The sequence below is a fragment of the Gemmobacter caeruleus genome, from assembly GCF_008271655.1.
Taxonomy (GTDB): domain Bacteria; phylum Pseudomonadota; class Alphaproteobacteria; order Rhodobacterales; family Rhodobacteraceae; genus Gemmobacter; species Gemmobacter caeruleus.
Genome location: NZ_VKKX01000001.1, coordinates 70,286 through 92,869, shown reverse-complemented (window position 1 = coordinate 92,869; position 22,584 = coordinate 70,286). Strand labels below are relative to the sequence as shown.

Genomic DNA, 22,584 nt, shown 5'->3' with positions numbered 1-22,584 from the left:
GGCCTGGCGCAGGATAGCAAGGATCTGCGCTTCAGTGTATCTGCTTGTCTTCATTCAGAATCTCCTCGTTCATCTTGCCGAGAAAATTCTACTTATGCAGCCCCTTACTTTCGGGGGGGATTACCCCTGCACCGCATAGCGCATCGCGGTGACAGAGATCGCCGGGATGATCAGCGTCGGCGGGTAGAAGATGTCGGCGTCAATCAGCGGATCTCCGTCCATGATCATCTTGATCGCCCGGTTCATGCCGGACCCGCCCAGAAGCTTCATCCCCTCGGCCCGACCCGCCTGTTCGATGGCGGCCTTGGCGCCAAGCGCGGCGTCGTCGTCGCCTGCCCAGACCCCGTCGATATGGTCGAACCGGGTCAGGAAGTCCTGCATCACCTCAAAGCCCTTGTCGGGGTTCCAGTTGGCATATTGCATGTCCAGCACCTCGATCCCCGAACCTTCCAGCGCGGCATTGAAGGCCTCGATGCGGATGTTGTCGATGGCGGTCGGGATGCCGCGCATGACCACGATCTTGCCGCCCTGCGGGAACTTTTGCCGGAAATACTGCGCCGCGATGGTGCCGTATTGCGGGTTATTGCCGCCGACATACAGATCCTCGACCCCTTCTTCCGACAGGCCGCGGTCCACGGCGGTGATGAAGATGCCACGGGCCTTCGCGGCCTTCACCGGCTCGGTCAGCGGGTCGCTTTCCATCGGCAGGATCACCAGCGCATCAATGCCCTGCGCGACCAGATCCTCGACATTGTTGACCTGGGCCTGCACGTCGCCTGCGGTGGTCAGCACGAAGTCGAGACCGGGGAAAGCGGTCTTCAGCGCGGCGATGGTGCGCTCGGTCTGGTAGTTCAGGCCGCCGGTCCAGCCATGCGTGGCGGCGGGGATGGCGATGCCGATCCGGGCGGTCTTGCCGGCTTCCTGCGCCAGGGCGGGCACCGCGGCGGGCAGGGTCAGGCCGGCGGCGCCGGCGATCAGCATATGGCGTCTGGACAGATGGGATTTCATGGTTTCCTCCGGTTGAAAGTCAGGCTCAGGCAGCGGCGCGCTTGCGTTGCAGCAGCACGGCGATGACGATGATGGCGCCCTGGAACAGCCCGTTCAGATGGGGGCTGAAGAAGGCGGTAAGGTTCAGGATGTTGGCGACAAGGCCGAGGATCAGCACGCCGACCACCGTGCCCCAGACCCTGCCATGTCCGCCCGCCAGCGCGGTGCCCCCGATGATCACGGCGGCAATCGCCTCCAATTCCCACAGGATGCCTGTCGAAGGGGTGACCGCGCCGAGGCGCGGCACATAGATAAGCGTGGCAAGGGCGACGCAGACGCCTTGCAGCAGATAGGTCGCCAGCCGCACCCGATCCACCGGGATCGCCGAATACCGCGACACGTCGGGGTTAGAACCGATGGCCGTGACATGGCGACCGAAGCGCAGCCGGGTCATCACGATCTCGCCCAGCAGGGCCAGCACCGCAAAAACCAGCACCGGAACCGGAATCCCCAGAACCGTGCCATAATAGAGCGGGCGCCCCACGTCGCGCAGCGCGAAGTCGAGCGAAATCGAGCCGCCATCCGACATCCATGTCACCAGCGAGCGCATCATGCCCATGGTGCCCAGCGTGACGATGAAGGCCTCGATCCGGGCGTAGACGGTCAGCGCGCCGTTCACCAGCCCGCCCGCAGCACCGATCAGCAGCGCCGCCCCCATGCCGAGCAACAGCGCCAGCACGGGCGAGACGCTGGCGGACAGCGCATTCATCGCCATGATCGACAACCCCGCCACCAGCGCCGCCATCGCGCCGACCGAAAGGTCCAGACCGCGGGCAGTGATGACGAAGGTGGCGCCGATGGCGATGATGCCGATGATGGACGACCGGGTCAGCACGTTCAGGATGTTCTCGACCGTGAGGAAGGTGTCGCTGGACACCGCGCCCAGCACGAAAAGCAGCAGCAGCGCCAGCAACGGCCCCATACGCCCGATACTGTGACGCATGCTGGTGGCAGGCCGGGGGATCGTCGTATCGCTCATGCGGAAAGCTCCTGGTTCGCGAGGCCAAGCCCGAGGCGCAGGATCTCGCCCTCGGTCAAATGTCCGTTTTCGGGTTGGGTCAGCACGCCCGCGACACGGCCCCGGTCCATGACCAGAATGCGGTGGGCAAGGCCGATCAGTTCGGGCAATTCGGAGGAAATCACGGCGACGGCCTTCCCGGCGGCAGCCAGTTCGGCGATCAGGTGGTAAATCTGCGCCTTGGCGCCGATATCCACCCCGCGCGTGGGTTCGTCCAGAATCACGATGTCCGGTTCCGGCGCCAGTGTCTTGGCCAGCAGCAGCTTCTGCTGGTTGCCACCCGACAGCTTGCCCGCCGCTGTCTCGGCCGAGGCGGCGCGGATGTCGAACCGGGCTTGCGCGGCCAGATAGCGCGCCCTTTCGCCCTTCGCGTCAATGACCGCCGCACCGCGTAGCGCGCCAAGCGTCAGGTCGGCATTCACCACCAGCGACTTGTCCAGCAGAAGCCCGCGCGCCTTGCGGTCTTCGGTCAGGTAAGCGATGCCGAGGCGCCATGCCTCGCGGCTGCGGGGCAGCGGGCGGTCCTGCCCGCGCAGGGTGAAGCGGCGGGCAGTTGCCGGGCGCAGGCCCGCCAGCGCCTCCATCATCTCGGTCCGGCCCGAACCGACGAGCCCGGCGATACCCAGCACTTCGCCAGGGTGCAGGCTGAACCCGGCATCCTGCACCGGCGCGCCGATCTCGCGCCGCACGGTCAGCCCCTCTACCTTCAGGATGGGCGCCGAGGCGGCGGGGGCGATGCGCGGCGCGAACAGGTCCGACATTTCACGCCCGACCATGGCCGAGGCGATATCATGCTCGCTGACCTCGGCCGTCGGCCGGTCCAGCGTGATCCGACCATCGCGCAGCACGGTCACCCGGTTGGCGATCTCGCGCACCTCGTCCAGCCGGTGCGAGGTGAAGATCACCGCCCCGCCTGTGGCGGTGAAGCTGCGGATGCGGGCAAACAGCGCCGCAGTCTCGTCCCGGCCCAGCACGGCGGTTGGCTCGTCCATCAGCAAGAGACGCGGGCGCGCATGAAAGGCCTTGGCCAGTTCGACGATCTGCCAGCTTGCCACCGGCAGCCGGGCCATGGGTGTGTCCGGGTCGATCCTTGCGTTCAACAGAGCCAGCGCCGCCGCCGAGTCCCGTCGCATCCGCGCCCGGTCGATCAGGCCAAAGCGCAAAGGCTCGCACCCCAGATGGATATTCTCGGCCACCGTCATGTCGGGGAGCAGGGCGAATTCCTGATGCACCAGTTTGATGCCTTGCGCCTCGGCGCGGTGAAGATCGGCGGGGACAGGGGTGCCCTGCCAGGTCACCCGGCCCGCTCCGGGCGCAAGATAGCCCCCGATGATCCTCATCAGCGTCGATTTGCCGGCGCCGTTCTCACCCGCAAGCGCCACCACCTCGCCCGGCGCGACGTGCAGGTCAATGCCGGTCAACACCTGGTTCGGGCCATAGGAATGGGCAACGCCATCCAGTCGAAGCGCATCCGACTGCTGATTCTGCTGCATGATGAAATCCTCCCATGCAACAAAAACACCACTTTTTATATCATTGCAACATATGTTGCAGGCGCCAGAAGTGGGATGTTTCTATTGGTTCGGGACAAGGGCTTTGCTCAGGCGACAAGGGGATGTGCGCCCGCGGGAAACAAGCGGCGACGTTCCCGGCTGCGGCAGGACGCTGCCCTTTGCGTGGTCGGTGGTCATCGGGCAGGCCCCTGCGCGCGGCTGTCGGACCAGGATCGGGGGCTGGTGTCGCTGCGCCGTGGCCGGTCGCAATTTCAGACCATCGGAATTGGCCAGCGAGTGACATCTCGGCGCCATTAAGCGGGCGCCATCCTCATTTGGCGATGCCGGTCAGCGCAAGCCGACCGGCAGCTCTGCTTTCAGGGCCGTCTCACACCGCAACCGGCGTCAGCCAAGCGGGGGTGGCCGCCTCGGCGCTGTCAACCACGGCTTCAACGAAGGCCACGCCTTTGAGACCGTCATAGGCCAGCGGAAGATTTTGCCCGAGCGCCCCCGGGGCGCGGCCGTCGCGGCGGGCGCGAATTGCCTCGGCAAAGCCCACATAGAGGTTGGCGAAGGCTTCGAGATAACCCTCCGGGTGGCCGGGCGGCGTGCGCGTGCGCACCTTCGCATCCACCGACAGATCATCGGCCCCGCGCTTGATGATCTGCACACGGCCGTCGAGCGGCGTGTAGAGCAGTTCGTTGGGCTGTTCCTGAAACCATTGGAGCGAGCCGGTTTCGCCAAAGACACGCAGCCGGACACCGTTGGAATTGCCAAGCGCCACCTGGCTTGACCACAGCAGGCCCCGCGCCCCGCCCTCGTAGCGCATCATCACATGGGCATTGTCGTCAAGCGCCCGCCCCTCAACAAAGGTCGCGAGGTCAGCGGTCAGGGCTTGCAGCTTGAGGCCCGTCACAAAGCCCGCGAGGTGATAGGCATGGGTGCCGATATCACCGATCGAGCCGCCGCGACCGTTCTTTTTCGGATCGGTGCGCCAGGCCGCTTGCGCATTGCCCTGCCGCTCGATTGGTTTCGACATCCATTCAAGCGGATATTCCACCTGCACGCTGCGCACCGCACCGATCTCGCCCGCGGCCACGCGCACACGGGCCTCATGCACCATCGGATAGCCGGAATAGGTGTAGGTCACGCCGACAAACCGCCCGCTTTCGCGCGCCAGCTTTTCCAGTGCCACCGCATCTTCGAGCGTGGCGGTGATCGGCTTTTCGCAGATCACGTCAAAACCCGCCTCGATCAGCGCCTTGGCAATGGGGTAATGGGTGAAGTTGGGGGTGCAGATCGCCACGGCATCCACCTTGTCGGCGCGGCCCCTCTCGCCTGCGATGAGGTCGAGATAGGTGCCGTAGCTGCGCGCCTCATCCATGCCCTGCGACAGCGCGAAGGCGCGGCCCTTTTCCGCGTCCACGTCAAAGGCGCCCGCCACCAGTTGCCAGGCACCATCAAGGCGCGAGGCAAGGCGATGGATGTTGCCGATATAGGCGCCCTCGCCGCCCCCCACCATGCCCAGGCGCAGAGGTCGTTGATAATTCATGTCAGTTCTCCAGCCCGAGCATGGCCCGGTTCGAGGCGCGATCTGCACCAGATTTCACAAAATCATCGAAGGCCCGATCGGAAATGCGGATGATGTGATCCGCAATGAACCTGGCGCCTTCGCTGGCCCCGTCTTCGGGATTCTTGATGAAGCATTCCCATTCGAGCATCGCCCAACCCTGATAGCCATAGGTCGAGAGCTTGGTGAAGATCGCCTTGAAATCGACCTGCCCGTCTCCGGGGCTGCGGAAGCGGCCCGCGCGCTTGTCCCAGGGCTGAAAGCCGCCATAGGCACCCGACTTGCCATCGGGGCGGAACTCCGCGTCCTTCACATGGAAGGCCTTGATGCGGTCGTGGTAGTGGTCGATGAAGGCCAGATAGTCGAGCGCCTGAAGCACGAAATGCGACGGGTCGAACATGATGTTGGCGCGCGTATGGCCATTGAGCTTGTCCAGGAACATTTCCCAGCTGTGGCCGTCATGGGTGTCTTCAACGGGGTGGATCTCGAAACAGGCATCAAGACCGTGGGCGTCGAAATCGTCGAGGATCGGCTTCCAGCGCGCAGCCAGTTCGGTGAAGGCCTCGTCGATCAATCCTTCCGGCCATTGCGGATAGGGGTAAAGATAGGGCCAGGCGAGCGAGCCGGTGAATGTGGTGTGCGTGGTCAGCCCCATCCGCTTTGAGGCGCGCGCGGCAAAGCGCAGTTGCTCCTCGGCCCAGGCACGCCGCGCGGCAGGGTTGCGGCGCACCGCTTCGGGGGCAAAGCTGTCCATGATCTGATCGTGCGCCGGATGAACGGCGACCAGTTGACCGGTGATGTGCGAGGCCAGTTCGATCAGCTCCAGCCCGTTATCGGCCAGAACCCCGCGCAGGTCGTCGCAATAGGCATCGCTCTCGGCGGCCTGTTTCATGTCGATGAGCCGCGTATCCCAGGTGGGGATTTGCACCCCCTTGAAACCCTTGGCCGCCGCCCATTTGGCAAGGCTCGGCAAGGAATCATAGGGCGCTTCATCGGCCGCAAACTGGGCGAGGTAAACACCCGGACCCTTGATCGTCTGCATGTCTCAGCCCTCCAGCTTGGCGGCCGGCACCGGCGCGTCGTCATAACCGCCATACACCGATTGATCGAAGGGAATGACCGCGCCCGTCATCATGCCGCTGTCATCGGCCGCCATCCACAGCACCGCGCGCGCGACCTCTTTCGGGTCGAGAATACGCCCGAAGGGTTTGGCCGCTGCCGCTCGGGCGATGAAATCGGGATCGCCGGTTTCCGAAAGCACCAATGCGCGCTCGTGGTCCGAGTTCATCCAGCCGATATCAAGCTGGTTCACATGAATACGGTGACGCATCAGCGCGAAGCCCGCGTTGCGGGTGACCGTCGCAAGCGCACCCTTCGACGCTGCATAGGGTGCAAGGAACGGCTGACCAGCAAGACCGGACATCGAACCGATGTTGATAATGCGCCCCTCGATCCCTTCGCGGATCATCACCTTGGCGGCATCCTGAATCAGGAAGAACGGCGCACGGGTGTTGACGGCGAACATCCGGTCGAAAAGCTCGGGCGTCGAGTTCAGGATGTTGCCGCGATCGGTCAGCCCCGCTGCGTTGACCAGGATATCCACCCGGCCAAAGCGCTTGTCGGCAGATGCAATGATGCCGCGCACATCGTCGATATTGCCGAGATCGGCCGCGATCATCATCACCGGCACGCCGGTCTCATGGGTGATCGCCTCGGCCACCGCCCTGCCCTTCTCGGCGCCGCGCCCGACAATGGCAATGCCCGCCGCACCCGCCGCCGCAAAGCTGCGCGCGATCGCCGCCCCGAGCCCCTGAGTTCCGCCGGTGACGACGGCAATCTTTCCGTCAATACGGTTCATTCTGCGGCCTCCGCCTGATCAACTTCATAGCCAGCCGCCGCCATCACGCGCAGCAGTTCCTCATGCCCCTTTTTCGCCATTTCAAGCGGCGGCGACACCTTCGGATCCTGCTCCGCCTCAACGACGAACCAGCCCTCATAGCCTTTCGCGGCAAGCGCCTTCACGATGGCTTCGAAATCGAGCGACCCATCCCCCGGCACGGTGAAGGCCCCCTTCACAACCGCATCGAGGAAGCTTTCTTTCGTGCGATCAAGCCCATCGACCACAGCGCGGCGAATGTCCTTGGTGTGAACATGGGTGATCCGCGCATGGTGGTTCTCGATCACGCGCAGATTGTCACCGCCCGCAAAGGCCATGTGGCCCGCATCGAACAGGAGCGGCACCGACGAGTGCTTCATCAAGAGATCAAGCTCCGCCTCGGTCTCGATCACCGCAGCCATGTGGTGATGATAGCTGATCGGCATGCCCTGAAGCGCACACCAGTCGGCAAAATCGCTGATCTTGCGGCCATAGGCGGCAATCTCGGCCTCGGTGAGCTTTGGCTTCGTGGCCAGCGGCGCCGATTTCACGCCCTGAATGGAACGCGCGGTTTCGCCGTAAACGATGCAGGGCGCGCCCGCCGCCTTGAAAAAAGCCAGTTGCTGCGCAATGCGCTCCTTCTCCACCTCGATATCGCCATCGAGGAGCAGGCCCGAAAACCAGCCGCCACAGACCGAAATGCCGTATTTCGCAAGGATCGGGCCCAGTTCAGCCATGTCCATGGGAAAACGGCGCCCGGTTTCCATGCCGGTGAAACCCGCCACCGAGGCTTGCCGCAGGCATTCCTCAAGGCTGACATCATCCGAAAGTTCGGCCAGATCGTCGTTCCACCACGCGATTGGCGCAATGCCAAGTCTTGCCTTCATCTCACACCCCGACGCGCTGATTGGCGCGAATTGCGTCTTGCGACTTGCGCGCCTCGCGCACCTTCTCGAAATTCGAGATTTCCGGCACGCCCACGTCCCAATCGGCATCGCCCGGCACCCAGGTCCAGGCGTCAGAGACGATCGAGATCACCGTCGGCCCGTCATTCCCCTGCGCCCATTCAAGCGCGGCCTCGAAATCGGCCAGGCCTTCCACATGGCGGGCATGGGCGCCCATGGCGCGGGCATGGGCGGCAAAGTCCACATGCAGCGGGTTGGCGCGGTTCTTGATGTTGCAATCGACGAGCATGTTGTTGAAGCCCGGCACACCTTTGAACTGTTGCAGCCGGTTGATCACCGCATAACCGCCGTTGTCGCAAACCACGACGATCATCTTGTGACCCGTCAGCGCCGCCGAATAGATGTCGGAGTTCATCATCATATAGGTGCCATCGCCAAGCATCACGATCGGCGTGCCACCTGCGGCCCCCGGCCCTTCCTGCGCCATGGCCACGCCCCAGCCCGCCGCGATCTCGTAGCCCATGCAGCTGAATCCGAATTCGCAATCGAAGGTATTGGGGTCTTTCACGCGCCAGTTCTTCGTGATCTCGCCCGGTGTGCCGCCGGCCGCGCCAATCAGCGTATCATTCGGACGGGCCACCTTGTTCATCACCCCGATCACCTGCGCATAGGACGGCACCGCCGCGTTGGTGGGCGCCTGATGGCTGTCGAGGAGCTTGTTCCAGTCGGCAAAGAGGCTCTTCGCTTTCGGCATCAGATCCGCCGGGGCGGCCCAATCGCCAAGACCGGCATCCAGGTCGGCGATGGTTTCCTTCGCATCGCCAACAACCGAAAGCGCGCGGTGTTTCACCGCATCGAACCGCGCGGCGTTGATCGAGATGAACTGCGCCTCATGCGAAAACGCGGTCCATGAACCGGTCGTGAAATCCTGCAACCGCGTGCCCACGGCCAGGATCACATCGGCTTCCTTCGCCAACGCATTGGCCGAAGTGGACCCCACGATGCCGATCGGTCCGGCGTGAACCGGGTGGTCATGCGTCAGCGCGCCCTTGCCGGCGATGGTCTCCACAACGGGAATGCCACGCTTGGCCGCAAAGGCCGCAAGCTCGTTTTCGGCCAGGGAATAGCGCACGCCACCGCCCGAAATGATCAGCGGCTTCTTGGCCGATTTCAGCAGCGCCACGGCAGCAGCCACGGAATCGCGGTCGGCACGCGGGCGCGGAATGCGCCAGACCTTCGGCTCAAAGAACACTTCGGGGTAATCGAAGGCCCTTTCCTGCGTATCCTGCGCAAGACCGATGAAGGCAGGGCCGCAGTCGGCGGGGTCGAGCATGGTTGCAATCGCCTGCGGCAGCGAGGTGATGATCTGCTCGGGCTGGGTGATACGATCCCAATAGCGCACAACGGGCTTGAACGAATCGTTCACCGTCAACGTCGGATCGCCGAAATGCTCGACCTGTTGCAGAACCGGGTCCGGCAGACGGTTGGCAAAGGTATCCCCCGCCAAAAGCAGCACGGGAAGGCGGTTTGCCATGGCCGTGCCGGCCGCGGTCACCATATTCGCAGCCCCCGGGCCGATCGACGTGGCCGCAATCATGATCTGGCGGCGTTGCTTGGCCTTGGCAAAGCCGATGGCTGCCAGCGCCATGCTCTGTTCGTTCTGGCCGCGATAGGTGGGCAACTGGTCCTGGACCTGTTCAAGCGCTTCGGAAAGGCACGTCACGTTGCCATGGCCGAATATGCCGAACAGCCCGGCAAACAGCGGAACGCGCTCACCCTCGATTTCGGTGAACTGGTTGCAAAGGTAACGCACAAGAGCCTGAGCCATGGTCAGGCGAACGGTATTCCTGTTCATCTCGCCTCCTCCTGCGGATGGGGTTTTCTGACATTACGAAATGCATATTGACAATGCAACAACTCTGCAATGATTATTGCAAAGCTGATCTGGGAGGACCAACATGTTGAATATCGCCGTTCTCGGCTGCGGCCGCATTGGCCGAATGCATGCCGAAAACATTGCAAAACATCCGCGCGCGAATCTTGCCGGCGTGTTCGACGTTTATGAACCCGCAGCCATCGAGATTGCCGCGAAACTGGGCGTGACGCGGTTTGAAACGGCACAAGCGCTGTTCGCCTCGATTCGGGTCGATGCGGTGCTGATTGCCACCTCTACCCCCACCCATGCCGACTATATCGAGCAGGCCGTGGCCGCGAAAAAGCCGATGTTGTGCGAAAAGCCCATCGACCTTTCGCTTGACCGGGTTGATGCCTGTGCCAAGGCCATTTCCGGCACCGATGTGCCGATCATGCTGGGCTTCGTGCGCCGCTTCGATCCTGGTCACCGCGCGGTGCGCAAGGCCATCGCGGCGGGCAAGATCGGCAACCTGCATCAAGTCACCATCACCTCGCGCGATCCGGGCCTGGCCCCGGAAGCCTACATCGCCGAATCGGGCGGTATCTTCCGCGACATGACGATCCACGACTTCGACATGGCGCGCTTCATTCTTGGCGAGGAAGTCACCGATGTAACGGCGGTTGGCTCGCGCCTCGTGGCGCCCGATCTGATGACGAAATACGACGATTACGACACCGTCGTGGTGACCATGGTCACCGCCTCGGGCAAGCAGGCCGTCATCACCAACTCGCGTCGGGCCACCTATGGCTATGACCAGCGTGTCGAAGCTCTGGGCGATCTGGGTATGGCGGTTTCGGAAAACCGCCGCATCGACAACATGACGCTGCACACCGAGACCTTCACCGCGCAGGGAGCGCCGCTGCAAAACTTCTTCATCGACCGCTACGCCGAAGCCTTTGCCGCCGAAATCAACAGCTTCGTCGATGCTGTCGAAAAGGGCGAAGCACCCGAGGTGGGCTTTGACGATGGCCGCAAGGCGTTGTTGCTGGCCGAAGCCGCGCTGAGGTCGCTGGCCGAGCGGCGCACCGTCAACGTGAGCGAGGTGGGCTGATGTATCGCAATTTCGGACTGTTCATCGCCGGCGCGTGGCGCCAGCCCGAGGCCAGCGCGCCGGTTCTGTCGCCCGTCACCGAAAAGGCGCTTGGCGATGCGCCGATGGCCACGCTTGCGGAAACTCAGGCCGCGCTCGACGCGGCGGCAACGGCGCTCAAGCCGCTGCGCGAGATGGGCGGCTTTGCCCGAGCCGATGCGTTGCACAAGGCGGCGGATGCCATGATTGCCCGCACCGACGAAGCGGCGCGGATGATCTCGCTCGAAACCGGCAAGCCCCTGGTGCAAGCAGGGCGCGAATGGAGCCTGGCCTGCGACCAGTTCCGCTGGTTTGCCGAAGAAGCGCGCCGCATTTATGGCCGGGTGATCGACAGCCGCGTGCCGGGCGGGCGCTTTGAGGTGACGCGCGAGCCTGTGGGCATTGTCGGCGCCTTCACGGCATGGAACTTCCCCGCCGCGCTGCCCGCGCGCAAGCTGGCGCCGGCACTGGCAGCCGGCTGTCCGGTGGTGCTGCGGCCTTCGTCGCAGACGCCGGGCGTGGCCATGGTGATGGTCGATTGCCTGCGCGCGGCTGGCCTGCCTTCGGGCGCGGTGAACCTCGTGGTCGGCTCGACCGCAGCCACCTACGCGCCGATCATGGCCGATGCGCGGGTGCGCAAAGTCTCGCTCACCGGCTCTACCCGCGTGGGCCAACAGATGATCCGCGACGCCGCCGATACGGTGAAGAAAGTGTCGATGGAACTGGGGGGCAACGCGCCGCTGATCGTTTATGACGATGCCGACCTGACCCTTGCGCTTGATCTGACCGTGGCCACCAAGTTTGCCAATTGCGGACAGGTTTGCGTCACGCCCGACCGGATCTTCGTCCATGAAAGCCTGCACGACGCCTTTGTGGCGGGTTTTGTCGAGCGGGCCGAGCGTATCAAGGTGGGCGACGGGCTTGACCCCGCCACCGGCATGGGGCCGCTGATCAACGAGGGCCGCCTGAAAGAGATCGACGCCATTGTCCAGGATGCGCTCCGGGCGGGCGCAAAGCTCGCCACCGGCGGTGCGCGCGCAACCGAGCATAATGAAGGCCATTTCTATCAGCCCACCGTGCTCAGCGAAGTAACCGACAGCATGAAGGTCTTTGCCGAAGAAAACTTTGGCCCGATTGCCGCGATCACCCGCTTCGCCACCGAAGACGAGGTGCTTGCCCGTGCCAATGCCTGCACCATGGGCCTTTCGGCCTATGCCTTCACCCGCTCGGCCGACCGCGCACGGCGCACCGTTGCCACGCTGAAGGCGGGGATGGTCGGCATCAACAGCTTTGCCCTTGCCGCATCGGAAGCACCGTTCGGTGGGACCAATTTCTCGGGCATGGGCCGCGAGGGCGGCATCGAGGGGATCGAAGATTACCTCGACACCAAACTTGCGCAGATCGTGTTCTGAGGGGGCGGCCATGTTTGAAAACAAGCTCAAGAAAATCTGGGCCGAGGGTCGCCCCGCGCTGAACGGCTGGCTTTCCATCGGCAATGCCTTCACCGCCGAGATCATGGCCGCTCAGGGCTATGACAGCATCACCATCGACATCCAGCACGGCGCGCTGGACTACAGTTCGGTCCTGCCGATGTTCCAGGTCATGCGAGGCTCGGGCGTGGTGCCGATGGCGCGGGTGCCGTGGCGCGAGCCCGGCATCGTGATGAAGGCGCTTGATGCCGGGGCAATGGGGATCATCTGCCCGATGATCAATTCGGCGGAAGAGGCGGCGGAATTCGTCAGCTTCATGCGTTACCCGCCACATGGTCAGCGCAGCTTTGGCCCCACCCGCGCCACCTTTGCCTATGGCAGCTATGGCACCGCGGCCAACGATCAGGTTCTGGCGCTGGCGATGATCGAAACCAAGGCCGGTGTGGAAAACCTTGAGGCCATCGCCGCCACCCCCGGCCTGGACGGCATCTATATCGGTCCGGCGGACCTGACGCTCGGCACGCAAGACGGCCGCCTTGCCCCCGGATTTGACCGCGAAGAACCCGAGATGATCGAGATGGTCCGCCATATTCAGGCGGTTTGCGCCCGAAATGGCATCCGCGCCTGCCTGCATTGCGGCACGCCGGATTACGCCGCGCGCGCTATTGGCTGGGGCTTTGATCTGACCACCGTTTCCGGCGACTCGCGGCTTTTGGCGGCGGCGGCGGGGGCGTCGGTTGCGAGCTGGCGCAAGCTGGTGGGGGACCATGTGAAAGCCGCGACCACGGGGGAATATTGATGGCACATCTTCTGGTTGCCGGTAAGCTCCACCCTGCGGGCGAGGCCCTGCTGAAAACGCTCCCCGCCCGCGGCATCACCGTGGATTATGTCGAGGAGGTTTCGGAACCCTCCTATGCGCCTCTTGTCCACCGCGCCGATGCGATTGTCATCCGCACGCAACCGCTCTCGGCTGCGACCATCGGTCTGGCCGAACGCCTGAAGGTCGTGTCCCGGCACGGGGTCGGCTACGATTCCGTCGATCTTGCGGCGCTCAATGCGCGCGGAATCGGCCTGACCATCGTGGGTGACGTCAATTCCGTTTCTGTCGCCGAACACGCCATGATGCACCTTCTTGCTTGTGCAAAGCGGGTCTTGCGCGCGGATCGTGCCGTCCGTGAGCCTGGAAACTGGAACTGGCGCAACAAGCTGGAACAACAGGAAATCTCGGGCAAGCGCCTGCTCATTTTGGGGTATGGTCGCATTGGTCGGCATCTGGCGCGCATGGCGTCGGGCTTCCAGATGGAGGTGCGCGCCTACGATCCGTTCCTGGCGCAAAAGGGCTGGCCAGCGGGCGAGGTCGCGCCGGCGCTGGATTTGCATGAAGGGCTGGCCTGGGCCGATTGCATATCCGTCCATATTCCGCGTGGCGACAAAGCTGCGATCGGGGCCGCCGAATTCGCCGTCATGAAACGGGGCGTGATCCTTTCAAACACCGCCCGGGGCGGTGTGGTGGACGAGACCGCGCTGGCGGCGGCCCTGGCATCGGGCCAGGTTGGCGCTGCGGGGCTGGATGTCTTCGACATTGAGCCACCGGATGGCCAATCGCCGCTCGCGGCCCAGGACACCGCGCTGCTTTCGCCCCATATCGCGGGTCTGACCGCCGAGTGTGGCGAGCGCATGGCAATCTCATCCATTGAAAACGCACTCGCTTATCTCGATGGCAGCATTGACCCCGACCTTGTGGTCAATCGCGCCACGGCCCTGGCCTGAACGGGACAATACAATGGCACAAAAACCCAAACTGCGCATCGGCCTCATCGGCACCGGTTTCATGGGCAAGGCACATGTGTTCGGCTTTGCCTCGGCGCCCAAGGTCTTTGACCTGCCGATGCAGCTGGAACTGCACACGGTTGCCGATGTGACCGAAGCGGCGGCTCATCGTGCGGCGGCGGATTTCGGCTTTGCGCATGCGACAGCAGACTGGCGGCGCGTGATCGAAGATCCCGAGATCGACGTGGTGGACATCACCGCCCCGAACGCGCTTCACAAGGAAATGGCGCTGGCCGCCATTGCCGCGGGAAAGCACGTCTATTGTGAGAAGCCCCTGGCCCCCCTGGCTGCGGATGCCCGCGAGATGGCAGAAGCGGCCGAGGCCAAGGGCGTGAAAACCCAGGTCGGGTTCAACTACCTGTGCAATCCAATGCTGAAGCTTGCCAAAGAGATGATCGCGGCCGGGGAACTGGGCGAAATTCGTGGCTATCGTGGTCTGCATGCGGAAGATTACATGGCCGATGCTGCGGGCCCCTTCACGTTCCGCCATGATCCGGCGGGGGGCGGCGCTTTGGCCGACATTGGCAGCCATGCTCTTGCCACGGCGGAAATGCTGCTCGGCCCGATCACCGAGGTGATGGGCGATTGCGTCACGATGATCGCCGAACGCCCGGACGGCAAGGGTGGCATCCGCGCGGTCGAGGTGGATGACGTGGGCCGCGCTTTCGTGCGGTTCGCCAACGGCGCCCAAGGCTCGATCGAGGGCAACTGGATCGCCACCGGGCGCAAGATGCAGCATGATTTCGAGGTTTACGGCACCAAAGGGGCGCTTGCGTTCTCGCAGGAGCGGTTCAACGAGTTGCATTTCTACGCGACCGCCGATGCGCCGGGCCGCCGGGGCTTTCGCCGGATCGAGGCCGCGCCGGATCACCCGCCCTATGGCCGTTTTTGTGTGGCTCCCGGCCATCAGCTTGGCTTCAACGATCTCAAGGCCATCGAAGTGGCGGGCTATGTGGCCGCCATTGCCGGGGAAGCACCCGAACCGTTCAACTTTCGCGCCGGGTTGCGCATTCAAACCCTTGTGGAAACCATTCAGCGCTCTTCGCGCGAGCGTAGCTGGCTCGGCGTGCCAGCGTGACACAGGATTGCCGGTGCCCTCTCCACGGCCCGGCAAGGCTGCCAGACGCCCCTATCGTTTGGCAGTGATGTCGGACAGCGTGCTGTCCTTCCTCCCGGCGCCCAGGCCTCCCTCCTGGGCGCCACATCTTTTTGCGCCAGACCCATGAGGAAATGTCGTCAGAACAGCCCGCAACAAACATTGCAAAACTCTTGGCGCGATTGCAGAGTTTCGGGCAGAGGGTCTGCGCGGCGCCAGAGCTTCGAAACGGGGGGAAACCAGTGGAAACGACAAACACGCCCGAGACCTATGAGGAACTGATCCGGCTCATTCACGAGCGCTACGATCAGATGAGCAAGACCTATCAACGGATTTCGGTCTATCTCACGCAAAACCCCAATGAGGTTGCGGTCAATTCGGTCAACTCGATCGCCGAGCGCTGTGGCATCCATGCGTCGAGCTTCGTGCGCTTTGCGCAGGCACTGGGCTACAACGGCTTCAAGGAATTGCAGGCGCTGTTTCAAAAGCGCCTGGCCACCGCCGCGCCGGGCTTTGAGGCACGCCGCCGCGCGCTCGACAGCGAGCTGAGCAAGCGCGAAGACCGTTCTGAATACGGCTTTCTGCGCGAACTGGTGGTGCGCGACATTGCCTCGCTGCAAGACATGCTCGAACGCATCAGCCCCGCCGATCTGGGCACGGCGGCCGATCTGATCGACGGGGCGCAGACGGTTTACATCATCGGTCAGCTGCGCTCAGCGCCGGTGGCGGACCTGTTGCGCTATATACTCACCATGCTCGGCAAGCGCTGCGTGCTGCTTGATCCGGGCGGCGGGCTTGCCACTCACATGGCGCGCAACATGCGCACTGACGATGTCTTGATCGCCATTTCATTCCGCTTTTATGCCACCGAAGTGGTGAACATCGTCGAAGCGGCGGGCGAGGCAGGCATCCCTATCGTGGCAATCTCGGACAGCACCCTTTCTCCGCTGACCAAATCGGCGCGCGTGCTGTTTGCGGTGCCTGAGCATGATTACACCTTTTCGCGCTCTCTCGCCGCGCCGATGTGCCTTGCGCAGGCGCTGACGGTGGCAGTGGCCGCGCGGGTGCAAAACGATACCGACACACCGCGGATCCCCACTGTCACCGGCCTCTGAGGCCGTCAGAGGCCGGCGAGACCATCCCAGATCAGCTTTGCACCGACCAGGGCGATCGAGGCATAGGTGAAAGGGTAGAACATCTCGGCACGCATCCGCCGCACGAGTTGCGCCCCCGCCCAGGTGGAACCAACCGCCAGCGGCAGGAGCGCGGCCGAGAGCAGCAGGATCTGCCTGTCAAATCCGCCGAGCGCGGCATAGGGCACCAGTTTGACGATGTTGGTCACCGCGAAGAAAACGACCGACGTTCCCGTGAAACGCTTTGGGTCAAGGCCGCGCGGCATGAGGTAGATCTGCAAGGGCGGTGCGCCGGCATGCGCGACAAAGCTGGTATAGCCCGCGACCATCCCGCAGAGCCGCCCGAACCATGGCCGCGCCCGCCCCCCCTGGCTGAGCCGCACCCAGCGTCGCCAAAGCACCCAGGCGACGAAAGCGAGCGATACGACCCCCACGATAAGCGTCACCATCGCGTCGGACACCATCTCGGCGGTCAGCCAGCCAAAGCCTATGCCCAGAAGCGCGGGCGGCAACATCAGCCGCAGAAGCGGCTTGTCAACATGGCGCCGCCAGGCCCAAACCCCCATGGCATCCATCACCACCAGAACAGGCAGCAAGAGCGCCGCTGCCGTCATCGGCGGCATGGCGAGCGCAAGGATCGGCACGCCCATCAGGCTCATGCCTCCAAACCCGCCTTTCGACAGCCCCACCAGAACGACGGCAAGGCAGCACAATGCAAGCAGAGGAGGCGAGGTCAGGATCTGGTCGGGCATGGTTGCTGCAAAAAAATTCCGCCCCGAAAGGGGCGGAAGTGGGGAGGTAGTGATTTCAGGCCTTGGAGCGTTTGCGGGCGCGATAATTGTCGGCCACAACGGCGGCCACGATCACCCCGCCTTTCACCATCTCCTGATAGTAGGCGTCGATACGCAGGAACGTGAAACCCGACATCATCAGACCCAGAATGACGGTGCCGATCACCGTGCCGAAAATGCGCCCCTGACCACCCGAGAGCGAGGTGCCGCCGATCACGGCTGCGGTGATCGCGTCAAGCTCGTACATGATGCCCATGCCCGCTTGCGCCGTGCCGGCCCGCGCGCAGGTCACAATCCCGGCAAGGCCCGAAAGCAGCCCGGCCACAGCGTAAACCTTGATCAGGTGACGCTGCACGTTGATACCGGAAACACGCGCGGCCTGCGGGTTGGCGCCAATCGCATAGGTGAATTTGCCGTAGCGCGTGTAGCGCAGCGCAAAGTGAAAGAAAGCCGCGACGCAGAGGAAGATCACCACCGGCCAGGCGCCGCTGCCAATCGCCGCAAAGCTTTTGGTCGGGAACGAAACCGGCTGGCCATTGGAATACCATTTCGCCACGCCCCGCGCCGCCACCATCATGCCGAGCGTGGCAATGAAGGGAGGAATGCCGGTCTTTGAAATCAGCACTCCGTTCACGGCACCGGCAGCCAGGCCGAGTGTCAGACCGATGAACAGCGGCACGATCACGGGCATGTCGGTCAGGTTCGGATAGATCGCGCGGGCAAAATCGCTCGTCTGGGCAAAGCTCATGGTGATCATCGCCGTCATCGCCACGACCGAGCCCGAGCTGAGGTCGATGCCGCCGGTGATGATCACCTGTGTCACCCCGACGGCGATGATGCCGATCACCGCAACCTGAAGGATCATGATTGTCAAACGCTGCGAGTTGGCCAGAAAGCTCTGCCCCTGCACGATCCAGCCCAGCACCTCGAAGACCAGCGCCACACCGATCAGCACCGAGAGAATGTTCAGCTCCTGCGGCAAACGCCGCCGGGTCTTTGCCATTGGTTCGATTACATCCAGATTCGACATTTCTTCCTCCCTCTGGCGCGCCGTTCACACGCCTGGCGACAGCGCTCAGCGCGCCGCAAGTTCCATGATTTTGACCTGATCCGCCTCTGCCCGATCGAGAATGCCGGTCGCATGCCCCTCGTGCATCACCATGATCCGGTCCGACATGCCGAGCACCTCGGGCAGTTCCGACGAAATCATCACCACCGCCACGCCATCCTTGGCGAGCTTGGAAATCAGGCGGTGAATTTCCGCTTTGGCGCCCACGTCGATACCGCGCGTCGGTTCGTCCAGAATGAGGATGCGTGGCTTGGTCATCAGCCAGCGCGCCAGAAGCACCTTTTGCTGGTTGCCGCCCGAAAGGTTCTCGATGCGCTCATCGAGGTCGGGGGTCTTGATACGCAAGGCATCCTTCATCTCGGCGCAACGCGCATCGACCTCGCGCTGCTGCACCAATCCCAGCCGGACATGCTGGTCGTGCAGGGCCGCAATCTGCATGTTTTCGCGCACGGTGAGCGGCAGGAAGCAGCCCGTGTCCTTGCGGTCCTCGGTGAGGAAGGCCATGCCTTCGCGCATGGCCACGGCGGGCGACGCCATATCGACCTCGCGCCCATTGATGCGGATCGTGCCCGATGTCGCCGGACGCACCCCAAAAAGCGCCTCCGCCACGTTCGAGCGCCCCGAGCCGACGAGCCCGGCAAGGCCAAAGATCTCGCCTGCGCGCACCTCAAAGGAAATGTCGTGGAACACGCCATTGAGGGTGAGCTTTTCCACCTGCAACACCGGCGCGCCGATCTCGGCCACTTCCTTGGGGAACATGTCGGTGATCTCGCGGCCGACCATCATGCGGATGATGTCGTCGCGGGTCACGTCGCTGCTGGCATGGGTGCCGACATAGGTGCCATCGCGGAACACCGAAAACTCGTCGGCGATCTCGAACAGCTCGTTCATCTTGTGGGTGATGTAGACAATGCCGATGCCGCGCGCGCGCAGATCGCGGATGATCTTGAACAGATGCTCCACCTCGGCCTCGGTCAGCGCCGAGGTGGGTTCGTCCATGATCAACACATCGGATTCGTAGCTGACCGCCTTGGCGATCTCGATCATCTGGCGCTGTGCGACGGTCAGGAAGCGCACCTCTGCCAGCGGGTCGATCTGAATATTGAGCCGGTCAAAGAGCGCCTGGGTCTTGGCGGCCATCTCGGCATGGTCGATAATGCCGAACGGGTTGCGCGGCTCGCGGCGGATCCAGATGTTTTCGGCCACCGTCATGAACGGCATGAGCGCCAGTTCCTGGTGGATCATTGCAATGCCCCGCTCAAGCGCATCAAGCGGGCCAGCAAGCCTTACCTCTTCGCCGCGCAGCCGGATGGTGCCGCGGTCGGGCGTGTAAATACCCGCGATGATCTTCATCAGCGTGGATTTGCCGGCGCCATTCTCGCCCATAAGCGCGTGAACGGTGCCGCGACGAAGGCGAAACTGCACATTGTCGAGCGCAACCACGCCAGGAAATTCCTTACGGATACCTTCGATTTCAAGAACGGCATCCGGCAGCGCAGCCTTCACACGCTCGATTGCCTCCTGGGTCCGCGCAGTGACCATTTTCCCCTCCCCGGCTTTCTCGGGCTTCGCGGCCCGCAATCGGTGCGGCGGGGTTTGCCGCCGCACCGTTTTTCATCAGTTCTTCGCCATGTACTGATCGAGGTTCGCCGGCGTCACGAGTTCGAACGGCACATGCACCATCGGCTCGAAAGCTTCGCCCTTCGCGATTTTCAGCACGGTGTCGAGCGAGCCTTCGCCCTGCCCCTTGGCCGACTGATAGACGGTGACGTCCAGATCGCCCGCCTTCATGGCGGCCAGGGCGTCTTGCGTGGCGTCCACACCACCGATCACCACGTCATCCATCGACACGCCCGCCGCCTTCAGGGCCTGAATGGCACCAAGCGCCATTTCGTCATTGTTGGCGATCACGGCCTTGGGCTTGATGCCCGAGGTCATCCAGTTGGTCATCAGGTCGAGCGCGGGGGTGCGCATCCAGTTCGCGGTCTGCTTGTCGAGGACGTTCATGCCTTTGCAAGCGTCCGAGGCCAGCACTTCTTCGGTGGCCTTGGTGCGGCCGCGCTGGCCGGTGGTGCCGAGCTGACCCATCAGGATGACGGTGTCGCCCTGCCCGCCGACGAGCTTGCAGACTTCGCTCGCTTCGAGGTTGCCGGCCTGCTCTTCATCCGAGCCAACCCAGGCTTGCTTTTCCGGGAAGCCATCCATGTTGGCGGGCAGCATGTTGACGAACACGAGCGGGACACCGGCCTTGGCGGCAATGTCCGACATCGCCTTGCCCGAGTCGGCATCGACCAGCATGACGATGATGCCGTCAACGCCCGCGGCGACGAAGTTCTCGATCTGCGATTGCTGGCGCGCGATGTCGCCCTGCGCATCTTCCATCTGCACGGTCACGCCGAGATCGTCGGCATGGCGCTGGATGTTCTGACGGAGCACGGTGAGATAGTTGTCGTCAAACAGCGACATCGCCACACCGATGGTTTCGGCATAGGCGCCGGTGCCCATGAGGGCAGTCATCGCAGTGGCCAAAAGGAATTTCTTCATGGTCTTCTCCTCCGTTGCGGTCCGCCCTCATCGCGGCTGGACCATCCCGCATGGCGGGTTGATGTTGCGGTCAGACCCAATTCAGGCAGCAAGATCCAATCCGGCTGCCGCGCTGGCGCCGGTCTTTTCTCCCTGATCCGGCTCTGAACCCGGCTCCCCTTCACCCCGGTTGGGCCGGGGTGATCTCCTCCTCGTCAGCGAGTCACCTCCGACCGCTGCGATGATTGTTGGTAGCAAGCCTGCAATGCCATTGCAACAATTATTGCAGTGATTGCCATTTTGCTCATTTCATTGCTTACATCATTGCAACGCACCAACGGAGGAACCGACATGGCATTCACCGACACGAGCAACCTGCGCATTCCGCCGCTTGGCCGACGGCTTCGGCTCGGCTTTGTGGGCGGCGGGCGTGGCGGTCTGGTGGGCAACTGGCATTTTGCTGGCGCCCGGCTCTCAAACCACTGGGACATTGTCGCCGGGGCGCTGTCGTCGCGACCCGAAAACGCCGCGGCCTCTGCGCGCGACTGGTGCATTGCGCCCGGACGCAGCTACACCGACTATCGCCTCATGGCAGATCAAGAGGCCGCGCGGCAGGACGGCATCGAGGCCGTTGCCATCTGCACACCCAACGCCAGCCATGCTGAAATTGCCGCCACCTTCCTGCGCGCGGGAATCGACGTGATTCTCGACAAGCCGATGACGACCACCGTGGAGGACGCGCACAGGCTCGTCGCGCTCCAGCGCGAGACCGGCGTGAGCCTGACCATGACCTATCCCTTTTCGCAACACGTCATGGTGCGACAGGCGCAAGCGCTGATTGCTGCAGGCGAGATCGGCAAAGTGCAACAGGTGCAGGTCGAATATTTGCAGGACTGGAACATCGCACCCCAATCCGAGGAAGGCGCGCCTTGGCGGCAAGATCCGCTCCAGGTGGGGCCCAGCATGATTGTGGGTGACATTGGCACCCATGCCTACCATCTGCTGCATGTGATGACCGGGCTCGATGTGGCCGAGCTTCGCGCCGATATGTTTGTATGCGGTGGCGCCAAGCCTCAACCCGACACGGCCCATATCAACTTGCGCCTGACCAACGGCGCACCGGCGCTGATGCACCTGAGCAATGCCACGCTTGGCCAGTACTGCGCGCTGCGCATCCGCGTCTGGGGCGAAAAGGGTACGCTCGAATGGGATCAGGAAAAGCCAGAGCATCTGCGCTTCACGCCCCGGGATGAGGCTGAGCGCATTTTCATCCGCGGCAGCGGGCAAGGCATACGCGCCGAGGCGCAGCATGTGGCACATCTGCCTCGGGGCCACGGGGAGGCGCTCACGGATGCTTGGGCCAACCTTTATGCCGAAGCTGGTCTGAAAGTGGCCATGCGCCGTGGCGGCGCCATGATTGACGCCGCTTCCTTGCTCAATCTACCCGGCCCCGACGATGGGTTGAAGGGTATGCTGTTCACCCAGGCCTGTGCAGACAGCTGGCGTGAGGGCGGGATCTGGACAAGCCTTGCCTGAGCCACGGCGGCGCGGACCGCGCGACCGGGCAGACGAAACCACTGTGCTGCCGCAGCCCAAAAGACCATCGGCGCCCCTTTCCGATGGCAGATTGCTGCTCGACGACGGGCTCTATTCCCTGTGGTTGTCAGGCCCATCTGACAAGATCAGCACCGCAGGATGCCTTCAGCGTTTCGGCATGTCGTGCCGCCGGGTTCCGAGGGGACAAAGCCCGGCGGTTCCGCCTCAAGCCCGCCATCGGCCTCTTTCGCATCGACATCACCGGGGCCCAGGCGGCCGAGGG

19 protein-coding genes are annotated in these 22,584 nt (G+C 63.5%); 7 read left to right on the top strand and 12 right to left on the bottom strand.

The features are described from left to right. Positions 1-120 precede the first annotated feature (120 nt). From FOA17_RS00465 to iolD, 8 genes are all read right to left on the bottom strand, one after another. The gene (locus FOA17_RS00465; RefSeq protein WP_149139555.1) at positions 121-1,008 is read right to left on the bottom strand and encodes a substrate-binding domain-containing protein; all 888 of its coding nucleotides are present in this window, start codon (positions 1,006-1,008) and stop codon (positions 121-123) included. 25 nt (positions 1,009-1,033) lie between these two features. Further along, on the bottom strand, positions 1,034-2,026 hold the full coding sequence (locus FOA17_RS00460; protein ID WP_149139554.1) for an ABC transporter permease: 993 nt from the start codon (positions 2,024-2,026) through the stop codon (positions 1,034-1,036). Continuing rightward, the gene (locus FOA17_RS00455; protein WP_149139553.1) at positions 2,023-3,558 is read right to left on the bottom strand and encodes a sugar ABC transporter ATP-binding protein; all 1,536 of its coding nucleotides are present in this window, start codon (positions 3,556-3,558) and stop codon (positions 2,023-2,025) included. Before FOA17_RS00455 ends, FOA17_RS00460 begins: the two co-directional genes overlap by 4 nt. Before the next feature lie 388 nt (positions 3,559-3,946). Continuing rightward, positions 3,947-5,080 carry a Gfo/Idh/MocA family protein gene (locus FOA17_RS00450; protein WP_149139560.1) on the bottom strand — a complete coding sequence of 378 codons (1,134 nt, stop codon included), beginning with the start codon at positions 5,078-5,080 and terminating at the stop codon, positions 3,947-3,949. A 31-nt stretch (positions 5,081-5,111) separates the two neighbouring features. Next, complete coding sequence (locus tag FOA17_RS00445) at positions 5,112-6,170, bottom strand: sugar phosphate isomerase/epimerase family protein (RefSeq protein ID WP_149139552.1); 1,059 nt, start codon at positions 6,168-6,170, stop codon at positions 5,112-5,114. A 3-nt stretch (positions 6,171-6,173) separates the two neighbouring features. Continuing rightward, the gene (locus FOA17_RS00440) at positions 6,174-6,986 is read right to left on the bottom strand and encodes an SDR family oxidoreductase (protein ID WP_149139551.1); all 813 of its coding nucleotides are present in this window, start codon (positions 6,984-6,986) and stop codon (positions 6,174-6,176) included. Beyond that, positions 6,983-7,891 carry a myo-inosose-2 dehydratase gene (gene iolE, locus FOA17_RS00435; RefSeq protein WP_149139550.1) on the bottom strand — a complete coding sequence of 303 codons (909 nt, stop codon included), beginning with the start codon at positions 7,889-7,891 and terminating at the stop codon, positions 6,983-6,985. Before iolE ends, FOA17_RS00440 begins: the two co-directional genes overlap by 4 nt. A 1-nt stretch (position 7,892) precedes the next feature. Beyond that, the gene (gene iolD, locus FOA17_RS00430) at positions 7,893-9,764 is read right to left on the bottom strand and encodes a 3D-(3,5/4)-trihydroxycyclohexane-1,2-dione acylhydrolase (decyclizing) (protein ID WP_149139549.1); all 1,872 of its coding nucleotides are present in this window, start codon (positions 9,762-9,764) and stop codon (positions 7,893-7,895) included. 103 nt (positions 9,765-9,867) lie between these two features. Between iolD and iolG the strand changes: the two genes are divergently transcribed. From iolG to FOA17_RS00400, 6 genes are all read left to right on the top strand, one after another. Further along, on the top strand, positions 9,868-10,875 hold the full coding sequence (iolG, locus tag FOA17_RS00425) for an inositol 2-dehydrogenase (RefSeq protein WP_149139548.1): 1,008 nt from the start codon (positions 9,868-9,870) through the stop codon (positions 10,873-10,875). Beyond that, the gene (locus FOA17_RS00420; RefSeq protein ID WP_149139547.1) at positions 10,875-12,305 is read left to right on the top strand and encodes an NAD-dependent succinate-semialdehyde dehydrogenase; all 1,431 of its coding nucleotides are present in this window, start codon (positions 10,875-10,877) and stop codon (positions 12,303-12,305) included. Before iolG ends, FOA17_RS00420 begins: the two co-directional genes overlap by 1 nt. 10 nt (positions 12,306-12,315) lie before the next feature. Beyond that, positions 12,316-13,122: an HpcH/HpaI aldolase family protein gene (locus tag FOA17_RS00415; protein ID WP_149139546.1), complete on the top strand. Its 807-nt coding sequence runs from the start codon at positions 12,316-12,318 to the stop codon at positions 13,120-13,122. Further along, positions 13,122-14,093: a hydroxyacid dehydrogenase gene (locus FOA17_RS00410; RefSeq protein WP_149139545.1), complete on the top strand. Its 972-nt coding sequence runs from the start codon at positions 13,122-13,124 to the stop codon at positions 14,091-14,093. The genes FOA17_RS00415 and FOA17_RS00410 overlap by 1 nt, the downstream gene beginning before the upstream one ends. Continuing rightward, on the top strand, positions 13,990-15,231 hold the full coding sequence (locus FOA17_RS00405) for a Gfo/Idh/MocA family protein (protein ID WP_238991675.1): 1,242 nt from the start codon (positions 13,990-13,992) through the stop codon (positions 15,229-15,231). Before FOA17_RS00410 ends, FOA17_RS00405 begins: the two co-directional genes overlap by 104 nt. A 260-nt stretch (positions 15,232-15,491) precedes the next feature. Further along, entirely contained in the window at positions 15,492-16,364 is an 873-nt protein-coding gene (locus FOA17_RS00400) for a MurR/RpiR family transcriptional regulator (protein WP_238991674.1), read from the top strand. Positions 16,365-16,369: 5 nt separating this feature from the next. Here FOA17_RS00400 and FOA17_RS00395 read toward each other — a convergent pair whose 3' ends face one another. From FOA17_RS00395 to FOA17_RS00380, 4 genes are all read right to left on the bottom strand, one after another. Next, on the bottom strand, positions 16,370-17,134 hold the full coding sequence (locus tag FOA17_RS00395; protein WP_149139542.1) for a sulfite exporter TauE/SafE family protein: 765 nt from the start codon (positions 17,132-17,134) through the stop codon (positions 16,370-16,372). 55 nt (positions 17,135-17,189) lie between these two features. Next, positions 17,190-18,203, bottom strand: a complete 1,014-nt coding sequence (locus FOA17_RS00390; protein ID WP_149139541.1) for an ABC transporter permease — start codon at positions 18,201-18,203, stop codon at positions 17,190-17,192. 45 nt (positions 18,204-18,248) lie between these two features. Continuing rightward, positions 18,249-19,784 carry a sugar ABC transporter ATP-binding protein gene (locus FOA17_RS00385; protein WP_149139540.1) on the bottom strand — a complete coding sequence of 512 codons (1,536 nt, stop codon included), beginning with the start codon at positions 19,782-19,784 and terminating at the stop codon, positions 18,249-18,251. 75 nt (positions 19,785-19,859) lie between these two features. After that, the gene (locus FOA17_RS00380; RefSeq protein WP_149139539.1) at positions 19,860-20,786 is read right to left on the bottom strand and encodes a sugar ABC transporter substrate-binding protein; all 927 of its coding nucleotides are present in this window, start codon (positions 20,784-20,786) and stop codon (positions 19,860-19,862) included. 330 nt (positions 20,787-21,116) lie between these two features. On the opposite strand from FOA17_RS00380, the gene FOA17_RS00375 reads away from it, so the two are divergent. Continuing rightward, positions 21,117-22,301: a Gfo/Idh/MocA family protein gene (locus FOA17_RS00375; RefSeq protein WP_149139538.1), complete on the top strand. Its 1,185-nt coding sequence runs from the start codon at positions 21,117-21,119 to the stop codon at positions 22,299-22,301. Positions 22,302-22,584 lie beyond the last annotated feature (283 nt).

Coding starts and splice junctions, on each gene's coding strand:
- iolG (WP_149139548.1), top strand. CDS start 9,868: ATGTTGAATATCGCCGTTCTCGGCTGCGGCCGCATTGGCCGAATGCAT.
- FOA17_RS00440 (WP_149139551.1), bottom strand. CDS start 6,986: ATGAACCGTATTGACGGAAAGATTGCCGTCGTCACCGGCGGAACTCAG.
- FOA17_RS00465 (WP_149139555.1), bottom strand. CDS start 1,008: ATGAAATCCCATCTGTCCAGACGCCATATGCTGATCGCCGGCGCCGCC.
- FOA17_RS00415 (WP_149139546.1), top strand. CDS start 12,316: ATGTTTGAAAACAAGCTCAAGAAAATCTGGGCCGAGGGTCGCCCCGCG.
- FOA17_RS00420 (WP_149139547.1), top strand. CDS start 10,875: ATGTATCGCAATTTCGGACTGTTCATCGCCGGCGCGTGGCGCCAGCCC.
- FOA17_RS00460 (WP_149139554.1), bottom strand. CDS start 2,026: ATGAGCGATACGACGATCCCCCGGCCTGCCACCAGCATGCGTCACAGT.
- iolD (WP_149139549.1), bottom strand. CDS start 9,764: ATGAACAGGAATACCGTTCGCCTGACCATGGCTCAGGCTCTTGTGCGT.
- FOA17_RS00375 (WP_149139538.1), top strand. CDS start 21,117: ATGGCATTCACCGACACGAGCAACCTGCGCATTCCGCCGCTTGGCCGA.
- FOA17_RS00395 (WP_149139542.1), bottom strand. CDS start 17,134: ATGCCCGACCAGATCCTGACCTCGCCTCCTCTGCTTGCATTGTGCTGC.
- FOA17_RS00455 (WP_149139553.1), bottom strand. CDS start 3,558: ATGCAGCAGAATCAGCAGTCGGATGCGCTTCGACTGGATGGCGTTGCC.
- FOA17_RS00445 (WP_149139552.1), bottom strand. CDS start 6,170: ATGCAGACGATCAAGGGTCCGGGTGTTTACCTCGCCCAGTTTGCGGCC.
- iolE (WP_149139550.1), bottom strand. CDS start 7,891: ATGAAGGCAAGACTTGGCATTGCGCCAATCGCGTGGTGGAACGACGAT.
- FOA17_RS00410 (WP_149139545.1), top strand. CDS start 13,122: ATGGCACATCTTCTGGTTGCCGGTAAGCTCCACCCTGCGGGCGAGGCC.
- FOA17_RS00385 (WP_149139540.1), bottom strand. CDS start 19,784: ATGGTCACTGCGCGGACCCAGGAGGCAATCGAGCGTGTGAAGGCTGCG.
- FOA17_RS00380 (WP_149139539.1), bottom strand. CDS start 20,786: ATGAAGAAATTCCTTTTGGCCACTGCGATGACTGCCCTCATGGGCACC.
- FOA17_RS00450 (WP_149139560.1), bottom strand. CDS start 5,080: ATGGTGGGGGGCGGCGAGGGCGCCTATATCGGCAACATCCATCGCCTT.
- FOA17_RS00390 (WP_149139541.1), bottom strand. CDS start 18,203: ATGTCGAATCTGGATGTAATCGAACCAATGGCAAAGACCCGGCGGCGT.